Source organism: Paenibacillus sp. EB106-05-06-XG162, from assembly GCF_058791655.1.
On record NZ_JBYTDT010000002.1, the window covers coordinates 101,401 to 114,384 of the forward strand.

Here is a 12,984-nt window from a genome sequence, read left to right on the forward strand (position 1 = left end):
GCTTAAACGCTTCCCGTCCTTACAGGGACGACGAAGTCGTTTATGCTTGTCGATGGCGGTATGACGCTGCAACGCCTTAATCCACCTTGGCGCCGTAGGCACGTAGAAATTGAGCCGCCTGGGTAAAGTCCATGCGCGCCCCCTGGACCTCCATGGACTTGAAATCAACGCCGTCCATGACCGCACCGCGAAGATCGGTTCCCTGCAGATTGGTTTTGGCCAAATGTGCTCGGGTTAGGTCGCAGCCGCGAAGATTCGCTTTCTCCAGGTTCGCGCCGTAGAAGTCCGTCTCGACAAATCGAATGTCACGCAAGTCTTGCTTGGCGAGTCGGGTGTATCGAAGATTGGTATAGGACCAGTCACCTTTCTCCAGCGTGATGCCGTCCATCTGGGTCTTGGAGAAGTCGGACCCGACCAGCTTGCAGTTCGTAAATTTGGCCACGAAGAGGTTCGCCTCATTGAAATTACAGTTCTCAAAAGCTGTATCGGTGTGGATCGAGCCATTGAGCTGCGCGCCGTGAAAGTTGCATTCGATGAATCGGCAACCGGTCGTCGTGAATTCCTCCAAGGAGGTGCCCTGGAACTTACAGCGTTCGAATGTGCAGCGAATCAGTTCACCGAACCGTAAATCCCGACCGCTAAAGATGACTTCTTGAAAATGTTCGTCGACATACTGATACATGGAATCCCTCCTTATGTTGCTTATTTAATGACAAGTCCTAAGAGTCCGGCAAAAGAGGATGCATGCTTCGGTGCGATGATACATCCTCTCAAATCCTCAATTTCCACGGCCAAACTGCTGAATTCACAACTACTTAGATCAACCCCCTCCAGCTTGGTGCCGGAAAATACGGCTTGGTCGATGTGGCATTCGTCGAATGCAGTTTTGATCATGGTGGACTGCCAATAGTCAGCCTGCTTGAAGGAACTCTCCTCGAACACAACCTGCTTGAACTTCGCTTGCCGGAAATTCGCATAATCGCCAATGCAGCGCTGGAACCTCACATTCTGGAAGCGGGTTCCGGTGAAGTCCGTCCCCATCAGCTTGCAATTCACGAACAAGGTCCGATGAATGAAGGCATCTGTCAGGTTGACGTTGGAGAGGTCGCAGGATTCGAAAATCACGTCCGTCATCTCCATCATGGTCAGTGTTGACGTTGTGATCGTAACGTTCTTGAAGTGAACTTTCTCGAACGAAACCTTGCTCGCATCCTGCTCCTCTATGGTGAGGTCGGATAGTGCCCCAAGATGATATTCGTCCTTCGAACACAAGGTGAATATCGGGGGCAGTTCTGGGAGTTCTGCTGGGATTTTCGGTGCATCGATCTTCATCTCTCTTACGTACCTCCGCTCTTTAGTGAATACCGTAACGTTCGCTCAGAGTCTTCGCCATCGCATGCACGACATCCGGGGAAGGAAGGGATAACGTAGAAGAAGCCATCTGCATGCCTTCCTTCGTCTGAAGGCTGCGAATGACTTGCTTCACCGCATCGGTGAACATGCGTGACGCATCTGCTCCAATGGTGGTCAGCTCCTGAAGACTAGCTGTACTCGATGCTTCCACGAGCGGGAAATCGAGCTGTGCAGGGTCGCCGAAGGCCGTGGCACGATCGTAGAATCCGCGTGTCAGCTGTGTACGCGCTTGTCCACTTCCTTCCGCAATGACGAATGCCTGTACGATGTAAGCATGCGACTGTCGGCGCTGCGCAATGCCGCAGAACTTACGCCCATCGATACTAAGGTCGAAATCGCCTGGGCAGAAGGCACCTTGGATTTCCCCTTTTTCTACAAGTGCGCCAGTTGCTTGAAGAGCTTCACGGATCAGAGCATACATTTGTTCGAAATCGTTATGGAAGTGGCGTTCCGTCTCTACGGTCTTTGGCAAGATCAGCGAAATATTGATGACACCAAGATCGAGCGGCACGGCTGCACCGCCGGTATTGCGTACCGCAGTCGAACGGCCTTGATCTTCAAGCCAAGCCCAAGCGTCCGCCACCTGCGGCAATCGGCTGTCTCGCAGACCTAGCACGAAGGCGTTCGGATGGCGCCACAGATGGCAGATGGCAGGGCCGCCGCGTCCGGTCTGTCGGCATAAGATCTCATCCAGCGCGAAAGGATACAGCACGTTCGGTTCATTCAAGTCATTCGTTCGATCCAGCAGCAGCATGTTGCGTAGTCCGTCTAGCGGGTTGATCGTCATGGCAGAGGGAGCTCCTTTTGAACATCGAATCATACGTTCGGTTAGTTAGTTCTATTATGGAACAAATGTACGACATTCTGCAACGATTGTGCGATTCGTAACCACCAAGATTTCCTTGTGGAAGCCAAGTTCGCTTGGTGTCTGAGAATTCCACGTCGATCCTTCTGTGCTAATTCGTATCTCATAAATTCATCCAGCTGTTCTTTGACATATATATCTGACAGTGTCATATCCAAATTCCCCCTTTACTTGAGTTCATTATGCTCTCGCCAACAGGGGAGAAAAAGAGTATAGTTTTATCAAAATATTTCCTCTTTTAACATCATATTTTCCAAATAGGGGAAAGGAGGTACCTATGCTGCCCTTAGAGAGATACGCGGTATTATACGATAAATATGCGATGCCGATCGGGAAGGGCGCGGGGGTGGAGGTCTCGCTCGATCAGTTGGCTGAAGTGCTCCACTGCACGGTTCGTAATGTGAAGTTGATTATCCGAAGGCTTGAAGATGAGGGCTGGATTACTTGGCAAGCGGGAAGAGGACGCGGGAACTTGTCACGGCTAACCTTCCAAGTAGAGAAAGACAGTCTACTACTACAATTGTCGCAAGAGCGTGCGGAGTTGGGCGAATATAAACAAGCTTTTGATATGCTCCATACGTATAGTGATGGGACACAAGTGCTCAGTAAATTTGTCGATTGGCTCGACAGCCAATTTGGATATAAGACGGAATCATGGGCGGGCAAGCCACAAGCGGACATTTTGCGAATACCGAGTTATTATCAGATCCAGACGCTCGACCCGGCTGAACTCGTCTACGCTTTCGATAGTCATATGATTCGTCAGCTGTTCGACCAGCTCGTCTATTACAGCGAGGAATATAAGCGATACATGCCCTCCATCGCACACGCTTGGGAGCATAATGAGGATGCAAGTATTTGGACGTTTTATTTGCGCAAAGGGATTCTATTCCACAACGGGCGCGAGTTAACGGCCGAAGATGTGATCTTCTCGATGACGAGGCTGTCGCAGCGTAATAAAATCCAGAGCTGGATGCTGCGTACACTAGACCGAGCTGAAGCGCTGGGGCCTTATGTGGTGCGGATTCATCTCACTAGGCCGCATTGGTTGTTCCTGCGCATCCTCTGCTCAGCTTCCTTGTCCATTGTACCGCACGACTTCGGAGGGTTGGCGGAAGAGGGATTCTGGACTTTACCCATCGGGACGGGGCCGTTTCGGTTGAAGGAATGGAGCGAGAACCAATTTGTCTTAGAAGCGCATACGAGCTATTTCCAAGGCCGTCCGCATTTGGACGGCGTGATGTTGGCCTATGTGCCGAAGGAAGCTGCCCCACGTACGAAGTCGAACAAGTGGCAGAAACTGCTCTACGGTCAGGATTCGCTCCATCAAGAACCTAACGATGCATGGACGAAGGTTGAGTTGCTGCCTCGTGGTTGCAGTCTGGTGGTATGGAACATGCGCAAGCAAGGGCCGCAGCGGTCCATTGCGTTCCGTCGAGCGATGAATGCCATTATCGACAGGCAGCGGATGCTCGAGGAGCTGGGAGATAACTGGGTGTATCCTGCCTATGGGTTCTACCCGAATGAGCAGACACCGCATGAGGGGGATCCATACGACCCCGATTATGCTCAGGTATTGTTGGCTGAGGCGGGATATGATGGTACGCCGATCACACTCATGACGCATGAGGGTCATGAGAAGGAAGTGCATTGGATCCAGCAGCATTGCGCGGCATACGGGATCGAGGTGCGTATTGAAATTGCCACGTGGCAGTCCATACGTGAACCGGAGGTGATGCATATGGCTGACGGCATCTTGAGCTGTATCGTGCTTGCGGAGGATGAAGTCTGCCTTCTTGAGATGTATGAGCAAGACGGGGGCTCTATCAAAGAATTTATGCTGCCTGAAGTCCATCCTTGGGTACGGGAACGCATTGAGCAAGTATTGTCTACGCCGGATGAGACGGAGCGACGTGCTCGTCTATCTGCTATAGAGCGGCGTGCAAGGGATGATGGCTTTATTCTGTTCTTATTGCATAATAAAATGGGTACCCATTCCCATCCAAGTGTGCGTGGCGTTGGATTAAATTCGCTAGGGTGGGTGAATTTTAAGGATGTCTGGGTCGCGTCGACATAGGGAGCAGCAGCAACAATTCGCATCCTAACCAAAAGAGACTATCACATCAGTGATAGCCTCTTTTGTCTTTCCGTATGTATTGATCTACAGCTTTTTTATTTTGCCTACCGTGAACTTATCTCTGCCGTTCCAATCAGGCCGTTTGGCGACATTACGGACTTGGTTCGTCTGTTCATCATATTCATAGCCGTCCTCGAGGAATAGATGCTTGACTTCCAGCTTGAATTGAAGAGCACATTCTTTGCATAGATATCCGCGGTGGATTTGATGCTCGCAGAAGTAGCAGTTATATCTCAAGTTCGGATGATCGAGCGAAAACAGCTTGCCTTCATTAATATATTTAATCAGCTTGCTAATCGGCACTTCGACGGCTTCACTAAGCTCATGGAGGCTGACGTTCCGATTGTCCTTCAGGTAGGTATTGCTTCGCTCAAGCTCGGATCGAATAAATGCATAACATTCCGGGCAAAATTCTGAAAAATATTTCTGAAAAATATTCCCGCAACGTTTGCAATTATCTACGTTCAATGACATTCCCTCACCTCAATTGCTTCATGAATTACTACTAGTATACCTGTAGAGATAAGTAAAAGGATATAATGGGGAGGATTCCACGCATTTTGCACGATACAATTCCAGAATCATCAAGGAGGAGAGACATGCAACCTTTTACTATATCTGTTATCGGCATCCTGCGCTCAATTCCTGAGGGCAAAGTGATGACCTATGGACAAGTCGCCAGGGCAGCAGGGAGTCCGCGAGCCGCAAGACAAGTCGTGCGCGTGCTGCATACCTTAAGCGGGAAGTATGATCTGCCTTGGCATCGCGTTGTGAACAAGAGCGGAGAAATTGCGCTGCAAGACGATATTTCCCGTTCTGTGCAGCAGTCCTTATTAGAAGTAGAAGGGGTGCATTTCGACACGGCAGGCTGTGTAGACCTTGAACGATACCAATGGGATGAGACTTAAACTGGACAGAAGCCGGGATTGTCCGTGCAGAGTTGACGCGCGTAGAGCGGGTCTTCTTTGGTGAGGGCTTCAAAATAACTGCCGATAATGTGATTATTGCCCGGTGATCCGTTCTGGAACAGCATCGACACGGAATGACGGACATGCGTATAGAAAATCGTCTTTTTTCGTTTCGGGAGTTTATAGATAAACGGCGGGATATGGGTGACGGCATCGACCAGATTGTTGACGCGATAGCTGCTCTTCACTAGGCGGATAAAAGCTTTGGAGAAAGCGGGGTCCCCAACGCGCGGCGATCCGAACGTATAGACCCAAGGGGTCGTGAACGGCGTATTCGAGGCGACATCGATCGCGCAGAAGGTGGCGAGTGCGCCTCCCAGGCTATGCCCGGTAATGTACACGGTTTTGCCCGCAGGGAGCTTGCCCAAGAGCTCTAGGATTTGCGTGCGCGCAGAAGTGTAGATATCAGTGAATCCTTTGTGCGTAAGCCCGGCGTTATTGACGAATTTGAAAGGGGTTTGCACCGCGATGGCGTCGGAGATCCAATCCGAAGTCGAGACGGTTCCGCGAAAAGCGATAATGAGATCGGATTCGGATTCGAGCACAAAGCCGAAGCGCTCCCATTCGCCGCGGAAGGACTTGGCCGAGATTTCCGCCGTGGTTTGGTAGCCGTAGGGGACGACGAATTGGCCATTCGGGTCATTATACTGGTTGTAGGTCTGTTCACAGACAGCCGCTAGAAAAATAGCCATTCGCACCTGAAACCCGTTTGCACTCATCGTTATCCCCACCTCTCCCTACACTATATTAGATGTGGGCGTGTGAGGTGCCTATTTTCCCATGGATTTGTGCTTCATCCAAAAACGCCAAAAACCTTAGAAAGGTCTTTGGCGTTTACGTTAGCGATCTCTATTATTCCTTCACATATGCAATCGTGCTCCGAACCGTATTAATCGGACGAACCATCTTCTCAATCTGTTCACGTTTGGATTCGAGGAATGGTGGGAGTGACAGCTTCTCACCCAGCGTTTCATACGGCTCATCCCCCATAAAACCAGGTCCATCTGTAGCGAATTCGAATAAGATTTGCGGTGCAACTCTCGCATACAATGACTCGAAAAAGAAGCGGTCAACATAGCCGGAATTCGGGAATTTATAGCTGTCCAGACGACCAATCCACTCCTTCAATACCGAACGATCCTCGACGCGGAAGGCTGCATGATGAACGGTACCATACCCTTGCTGCGCCCTTGGAAGAATCACGTTATGCTCCACGACCACTTGCGCGCCGTTGCCGCCCTCGCCAACCTCGAACAAGTAGAGCGAATCTTCTTGTGCAATTTGTTTGAACATCAGTACTTTCGTAAGGACTTCCTTGAAAAACTCCACATCCGAGACGCGTACGAAGACGGGACCTAAGCCGGTAATAGCATATTCGAGCGGGATCGGACCTTTCTGCCACGGTGTACCGGATTCCACGCCGACATTGTGCTCATCAGAGATTAGTTGGTACTGTTGATCATCGAAGTCGACGAACGATAAGGTCTGCTTGCCGAAAAGCGGCTTGATGCCTGTATGCTGTACACCGAGGCGATCGAATCGACGTACCCAATAGTCTAATGCGGCATCGCTTGGCACGCGGAACGATGTTTTAGAAATTTCATCCGTACCATGCTGCCCTTTTGGAATGCCCGGGAAATCGAAGAAGGTCATATCGGTTCCTGCGCTGCCTTTGTCATCGGCGAAGAATAAATGATACGTCTGGATATCGTCTTGGTTAACGGTCTTCTTCACAAGGCGCATCCCTAATACATTGGTGAAGAAATCATAGTTCTTCTCTGCGCTGCTTGTAATGGCTGTTACGTGGTGTATTCCTTTTAATCCGTTCATCATGTCGTCCTCCAATATATGTTTAATTTTTTTGTGATTTATCTTTATATCAAATATCTTTACTTGAAGATAATATAACGCTGTGTGCTGTTCTTGTCAACTGAATCGTTGTAAAACATAAATTTCATGGAAAAGTATCACATTTCGTTGTTTGAGCACCTATAAGTGTAAGCGCTTAAACTTTACAATGGAAATACAGCATACGAGGACAGACAGACGTCAATGAGCTAGCTGTTTCGGAAATTGCAGCAGTAGAGCCGTCAAGTGGTTCGCATGAATGATCATCGAACGCACTGTCATATAAGAATTCAGACGAGGGAGGCCATGACATGGCGCAAGTTCAACCAGAGTTAGACACGGATGTAGAGGTCCGAACAACGCAGCGCAGTCCACTCCGCCGGTTTTTGCAGCAGATTGATCTGCAGATGATGGTCATACCGGGGATCCTGCTCATCATTATTTTTAGTTATATTCCAATGTACGGCGTATTGATGGCATTTCAGGATTACAGCATTTTCAAAGGGTTTGCTGCTAGCCCATGGGTAGGGTTAAAGCATTTCGAAATGTTCTTCAACTCACCGGAGTTCTTCAATGTCATGCGGAATACGCTCGTCATCAGTCTCCTGAAGCTGTGTATTGGATTCCCGGCACCGATCATCTTGGCGCTGATGCTCAATGAAGTCAGACACATGCTGTTCAAGCGTGTCGTGCAGACGATTACGTATCTGCCTCACTTTATGTCATGGGTTATTGTTGCTGGGATCGTCATGTCGCTCTTGTCGACGGATAACGGGAGTGTGAACATTCTGCTCGAGAATCTAAATCTGGTCGATGAACCGATTAATTTCCTCTCGATTCCGAAGCTGTTCTGGAGCATCTTGGTGACGACGAACGTCTGGAAAGAGATTGGGTTCGGTTCCATCGTGTACATGGCGGCAATCGCAGGTATTGATCCGCATATGTACGAAGCAGCTTCGATGGATGGCGCCAGCAAATTTAAGCAAATTTATCTGATTACGCTTCCTTCTATCATGCCTGTCGTGATTATCTTCATGATTCTAGCGATCGGGAACCTGCTGAATGCAGGCTTCGAGGATATCTTGCTGCTCGGTGTCAATCCGGTCTTGCGGGAAGTATCTGATGTCATCGAGACGTACGTGTATCGGATCGGGATTCAGAATTCACGGTACTCGTATGCCACAGCTGTCGGCTTGTTCAAGGCCATCATTAGTGTAGGAATGCTCACCATAGCGAACTACCTTGCGCGCCGATCAGGCAATAGCTTGTGGTAAGAATGAAGACATCATGGAGGTGTGTCAAGAATGAATAGACTTGGAATTTCTGATCGAATCATGTACATCTTTATATACACGTTTCTTATTTTGCTTACTTTTGTAACATTCTATCCGTTCTGGAACGCGCTGGTTATCTCTTTCAACAAAGGTATGGATACGGCGATGGGCGGCGTGACGTTCTGGCCAAGGAGCTTCTCGCTGGAGAACTATGAAGTCGTCTTCAAAGATAAACGGTTATTGAACGGCTTTGGGGTCTCGGTGTTGCGTACCATTATCGGAACCATATTGTCGATCCTGATAACGAGTATTTTCGCCTTCGGTCTATCGAAGAAAGAGTTAATGGGCCGCAAGTTTTATATGATTCTCTGTATCATTACCATGTATTTCAGCGGCGGTCTTATTCCTACTTTCTTATTGATCCGCAGCCTAGGTATGATGAACTCTTTCTGGGTATTTATTATCCCGGGACTTATCAGCGTATGGAATATGATCATCTTCAGGACCTTCTTCAATGGGCTTCCGGCAGGGTTGGAGGAATCTGCGAAGATTGACGGCTGCGGCAACTGGGGGACGTTCTTCCGCATTGTACTGCCACTCTCCGGTCCGGTTATCGCAACATTATCGTTGTTCACGGCGATCTACCATTGGAACGACTGGTTCACACCGAGTATCTACATAACCAATGAGAACCTGCTTCCGATTCAGACGATGCTGAAGCAAATTCTGAACTCGAACATTATGTCTGAGCAGATGTCCAACTTGGATGCAGCAGCGCAGAGCCAGATGTCGAAGATGCAGAGTGTAACGAGCAAATCGCTCTCGATGGCGACGATGATGGTGGCGACTTTGCCGATTATTATGGTGTACCCTTTCGTACAGAAGTTCTTCGTCAAAGGGGTATTGGTAGGATCCCTGAAAGAGTAGTAAGGGGATGTTTGTGAGACGTTTGAAGCATTTGCTTTGGACATAAAACCAATTTTGAAAGGGGAAACAGTCAGATGAAGAACAAGAAAAAAATGATTATGTGTGTGTTATCTGCCTTCCTAGTCGTATCTCTTCTGGCAGCGTGTGGCGGCAACGCCGATACGAAGAAACAGGCGGAAGGGTCAGGTACTACGACGAATGAGGGTACGAAGACAGAAGAGGTAACACCAGCAAGCGATAAATATGAGCTCGGCAAAGAGCCGCTCGAATTCACCTTCTACGGTCACTATGATTGGTACACGATGCCAACTTGGGGTCAGGATGAATCGACGAAATGGATCAAAGAGAATAAAAAGGTCGACATCAAAGCGATTCAATCCGGCGGTAGTGCAGCACAGAAATTGAATACCATGATTGCAACGAACGAACTTCCAGACGTGATTTGGATGGACCGTGGTCCAGATGTGGAGAAGCTGCGTCAAGCGGATATGCTCGTGCCGTTCGATGATTATCTAGATAAATATCCGAATTTGAAAACGTGGTTCGCGGAGAATGGTATGAATATGCTGCGTTCCGAGGACGGTAAATTGTATCAGTTCCCGAACTGGTATACGAGCCAACCAAATGGCAACGCAGGTTATGTTGTGAATAAGAAGATCTACACCGAGCTTGGTTCACCGAAGATCGAGACAACAGAAGATCTGTACAACTACTTGAAACAAGTGAAAGCGAAATATCCAGATGTCATTCCATTCGAGACAGGTCTTGCGAAAGATGGTCAAGGGCTTGATATTCTGTACTCTGCGTTCAAAGCGAACAACAAAGGTTACTCCGCGAAAGGTCTCATGGCCGTTCCGGTAGATGGCAAATTGTCTTCGATCTTCAAGGATGAGCCGTACCGTCAATCGATGGTCTATGCATCCAAGTTGTTCCGTGAGAAATTGATTACGCAAGATGCGATGACGCAGACCAAAGACCAAGAGAAAGAGAAAGTGATGACAGGCCGCGTCGCTGTCTATGCGACATCCAGCCCGACAGATATTGCACAGCTGGCACAACCAGACCTTGCGAAGAAAGACCCTAACGGTGGATACATTATGATCCCCCCTGTTCATGCCGAAGGCGTACCTGCGGATCAAGTATTCCCTGGTTCGTACAAACAATTAGGATGGAACGTATCCGTTATTACCAAAGCAGCCAAAGATCCGGAAGCAATCTTCGCATTCTTGGATTGGTATACAGGCCCAGCAGGACAATCGGTTCAAATGTGGGGACCCGAAGGTAAGTACTGGCAGGGTGTAGAGGAAGATGGCTTTACGCCGAAATTTACAGACGCTTATGTGACGGATGCAGATGGTCTTGCGAAGCTTCAAGGTGAGACGGTGAACTTGATGTGGAACGGTAACACCGTATTCCTAGATAAGACAAAAGCGAAATATGAAGCAACATTACCACTTGAGAAACGCAGCTGGGCAACACACTGGCAAAGTACAGTAACATGGAAATCGCAATCCGATGCGACAGAACTCGTGAACTTGTCTCCAATGCCTGAGAGTGAGGAAGGTATCGCACAGCAACGGATTAATGATATTTTCATAGAGTCCAGAGCGAAGGCATTGTTCGCGAAGAGCGATGCAGAAGTGCTTGCGATTCTAGACAAAGCGGCAGCGGATGCCGACACAGCAGGCTTCCCTAAACTGCTAGAGTTCGAGACGAACAAATGGCAAGAGAACTTGAAGAAAATGAGCGGCGGTAAATAAGCATCACAGTTGTGCGTTGAAACGAAAGGGTATACTAATCACATTAGTATACCCTCATTTTTTGTAAATATAAGAATGTATAAGTTTCACAAATAAACTGTTCTTATATTTAAATTCAAGCGCTTTAACTTTAGGAAATGGTATACTTGGTAGAGTATTGAACATAGAACTCTAATGATCGAATGGATAATCAAAGGGGGCTGTATCCATGTACAAAGTATTGCTAGCGGACGATGAAATGCTTGATTTGGAAGGGATGAAACAGTTTATTCCTTGGTCAGAGCTGGGGATGGAAGTCGTCGGGGCCGTAAATAACGGATTCTCTGCATGCGAAGTCATGGAGAAGCAGCCCATTGATATATTAGTCACCGATATTAATATGCCGAACATGTCTGGACTTGAGTTGGCACGTCGTGCACTCGGATATAAAAGTAATTTGCGCATTTTATTCGTAAGCGGTTACCAGGATTTCCACTACGTGAAGCAGGCTTTATCTCTAAAGGCCGTGAGCTACGTATTGAAGCCGATGGATGATAGTGAATTGATTGCCTCACTGACTAGCGTGAAGCAAGCGCTGGATGAAGAGAAGCAGCGCCGCGATGCGGAGGAAACCTATCAGGATATGATCCCAATGGCGAAGAATGATCTGCTGATCCGCCTATTCGAAGGGGAGTTGTCTTGGGGACAATCGGAGAAGCTGCAGAAGCTCGCGGTTTCCTATCGATTAAATCTGCTGCTATGGCCGCTGCATATTGTTGTGCTGGAGCTCGATGATTTGGCATGGATGCCGGTAGAGCATGTGGATGCGGCTCAGCAAGAGATGATGAACTCGTTTCTCTATGAGATGAATGAAATTGCCAAACGCCATGGTATGGAGCATGGATGCAAGCTGTCCAGATATCGCCTAGCGATTCTGATGCCGGATAGCGGGATACACGAATGTCTAAGTGATATGTATCGTACCGCCAAGGCGTTGTTCGCGGGTTCGATGACCGTCGGGGTGGGTGAAGCCGTCTATGGTCTGGATCAATTGAATATTTCCTATCAGCAAGCGCTGGAGGCGATTGACGGGAAAATGTTCTTCGGCAAGGGACAACGCATCGACTATGTCGATGTTCGTCGTGCGCCTGCGCTGGACGATGCTCGGATTTTGGAATTCCGACTGGATGCCTTGTTCAACGCAATGTCGCACTATGAGTTGGTTCGTATTCACGATGAAATCGATAATTTGTTCTACTCGGTTAATGCGCTGCGCTCGAAGTTTACCGTCCATAACCTCGCCATGTACATGGTCTGGAAGCTGGATCAATACCTGCATACGCTAGGCGAAGATTTGTTCGAGATGTTAGGCATGCAGCTGCACAACCTGGATGTGCTCCTTCAGTTCGATACGACGCAGGAAATTCGCTCTTGGTTCGTGCGCAAAGTGTTCGAGATCTCCGAAATCCTGCACCAGAAGGCAAGTTCGAAGAACAGTAAGTTGATTCGTGAGATTCTGAAAATGGTGAAAGACCAATTGCATGAAAATCTGACGCTTAAAGATATTGCGTATCAATTCTCCTTCTCCCCGAATTATTTGGGACATTTGTTCAAGGAAGAGGTCGGAAAGACCTTCAGTGAGGTTCTCATTCAGATGCGGATGGACCGGGCGCGCGAGCTGCTGAAGGACCCGGTGCTCAAAATCTATCAGATTGCGGATCAAGTGGGTTATCGGTATCTGCCTTATTTCAGTAGACAATTCAAGGATACGTTCGGGATGACACCGATGGAATATCGTAAACGCGAAGGATAA

The 12,984-nt window shown here is 48.5% G+C and carries 13 protein-coding genes; 6 read left to right on the forward strand and 7 right to left on the reverse strand.

Annotation, left to right across the window (positions count from 1 at the left end; all coding sequences use genetic code 11):
• Nucleotides 1-76 precede the first annotated feature (76 nt).
• Genes AC3WU2_RS06325 through AC3WU2_RS06340 form a run of 4 tightly spaced genes read right to left on the reverse strand, consistent with a single transcriptional unit; the run spans nucleotide 77 to nucleotide 2,430 of the window.
• Nucleotides 77-682, reverse strand: a complete 606-nt coding sequence (locus AC3WU2_RS06325) for a pentapeptide repeat-containing protein (protein WP_492452400.1) — start codon at nucleotides 680-682, stop codon at nucleotides 77-79.
• 20 nt (nucleotides 683-702) lie between these two features.
• Nucleotides 703-1,332 (reverse strand): pentapeptide repeat-containing protein, encoded by a 630-nt coding sequence (locus AC3WU2_RS06330; RefSeq protein ID WP_492452402.1) that lies wholly within the window; start codon nucleotides 1,330-1,332, stop codon nucleotides 703-705.
• 22 nt (nucleotides 1,333-1,354) lie between these two features.
• Nucleotides 1,355-2,200, reverse strand: a complete 846-nt coding sequence (locus AC3WU2_RS06335) for a lipoate--protein ligase family protein (RefSeq protein ID WP_492452404.1) — start codon at nucleotides 2,198-2,200, stop codon at nucleotides 1,355-1,357.
• 41 nt (nucleotides 2,201-2,241) lie between these two features.
• Entirely contained in the window at nucleotides 2,242-2,430 is a 189-nt protein-coding gene (locus AC3WU2_RS06340) for a hypothetical protein (RefSeq protein WP_492452406.1), read from the reverse strand.
• A gap of 125 nt (nucleotides 2,431-2,555) precedes the next feature.
• Between AC3WU2_RS06340 and AC3WU2_RS06345 the strand changes: the two genes are divergently transcribed.
• Complete coding sequence (locus tag AC3WU2_RS06345; protein WP_492452408.1) at nucleotides 2,556-4,355, forward strand: SgrR family transcriptional regulator; 1,800 nt, start codon at nucleotides 2,556-2,558, stop codon at nucleotides 4,353-4,355.
• A gap of 84 nt (nucleotides 4,356-4,439) precedes the next feature.
• On the opposite strand, the gene AC3WU2_RS06350 is transcribed toward AC3WU2_RS06345, so the two are convergent.
• Nucleotides 4,440-4,889 (reverse strand): hypothetical protein, encoded by a 450-nt coding sequence (locus AC3WU2_RS06350; protein WP_492452410.1) that lies wholly within the window; start codon nucleotides 4,887-4,889, stop codon nucleotides 4,440-4,442.
• Nucleotides 4,890-5,014: 125 nt separating this feature from the next.
• Here AC3WU2_RS06350 and AC3WU2_RS06355 point away from each other — a divergent pair, with 125 nt between their 5' ends.
• Entirely contained in the window at nucleotides 5,015-5,323 is a 309-nt protein-coding gene (locus AC3WU2_RS06355) for an MGMT family protein (RefSeq protein WP_492452412.1), read from the forward strand.
• Here the strand turns inward: AC3WU2_RS06355 and AC3WU2_RS06360 are convergent.
• Together AC3WU2_RS06360 and AC3WU2_RS06365 are read right to left on the reverse strand one after the other, a co-directional pair.
• On the reverse strand, nucleotides 5,320-6,102 hold the full coding sequence (locus tag AC3WU2_RS06360; protein WP_492452414.1) for a lipase family protein: 783 nt from the start codon (nucleotides 6,100-6,102) through the stop codon (nucleotides 5,320-5,322). The genes AC3WU2_RS06355 and AC3WU2_RS06360 overlap by 4 nt on opposite strands.
• Before the next feature lie 133 nt (nucleotides 6,103-6,235).
• A complete protein-coding gene (locus AC3WU2_RS06365) occupies nucleotides 6,236-7,213 on the reverse strand; it encodes a ring-cleaving dioxygenase (RefSeq protein ID WP_018754505.1) in 978 nt (325 codons plus the stop codon).
• Nucleotides 7,214-7,542: 329 nt separating this feature from the next.
• Here AC3WU2_RS06365 and AC3WU2_RS06370 point away from each other — a divergent pair, with 329 nt between their 5' ends.
• The 4 genes from AC3WU2_RS06370 to AC3WU2_RS06385 all read left to right on the forward strand — a co-directional run bounded on the left by AC3WU2_RS06370 (nucleotide 7,543) and on the right by AC3WU2_RS06385 (nucleotide 12,984).
• On the forward strand, nucleotides 7,543-8,505 hold the full coding sequence (locus AC3WU2_RS06370) for an ABC transporter permease (RefSeq protein WP_018754506.1): 963 nt from the start codon (nucleotides 7,543-7,545) through the stop codon (nucleotides 8,503-8,505).
• A gap of 30 nt (nucleotides 8,506-8,535) precedes the next feature.
• On the forward strand, nucleotides 8,536-9,432 hold the full coding sequence (locus tag AC3WU2_RS06375) for a carbohydrate ABC transporter permease (protein ID WP_492452417.1): 897 nt from the start codon (nucleotides 8,536-8,538) through the stop codon (nucleotides 9,430-9,432).
• 74 nt (nucleotides 9,433-9,506) lie between these two features.
• Nucleotides 9,507-11,192 (forward strand): extracellular solute-binding protein, encoded by a 1,686-nt coding sequence (locus AC3WU2_RS06380; protein ID WP_492452419.1) that lies wholly within the window; start codon nucleotides 9,507-9,509, stop codon nucleotides 11,190-11,192.
• Nucleotides 11,193-11,400: 208 nt separating this feature from the next.
• Nucleotides 11,401-12,984, forward strand: coding sequence for a response regulator (locus tag AC3WU2_RS06385; protein ID WP_492452421.1), 1,584 nt, complete (start codon nucleotides 11,401-11,403; stop codon nucleotides 12,982-12,984).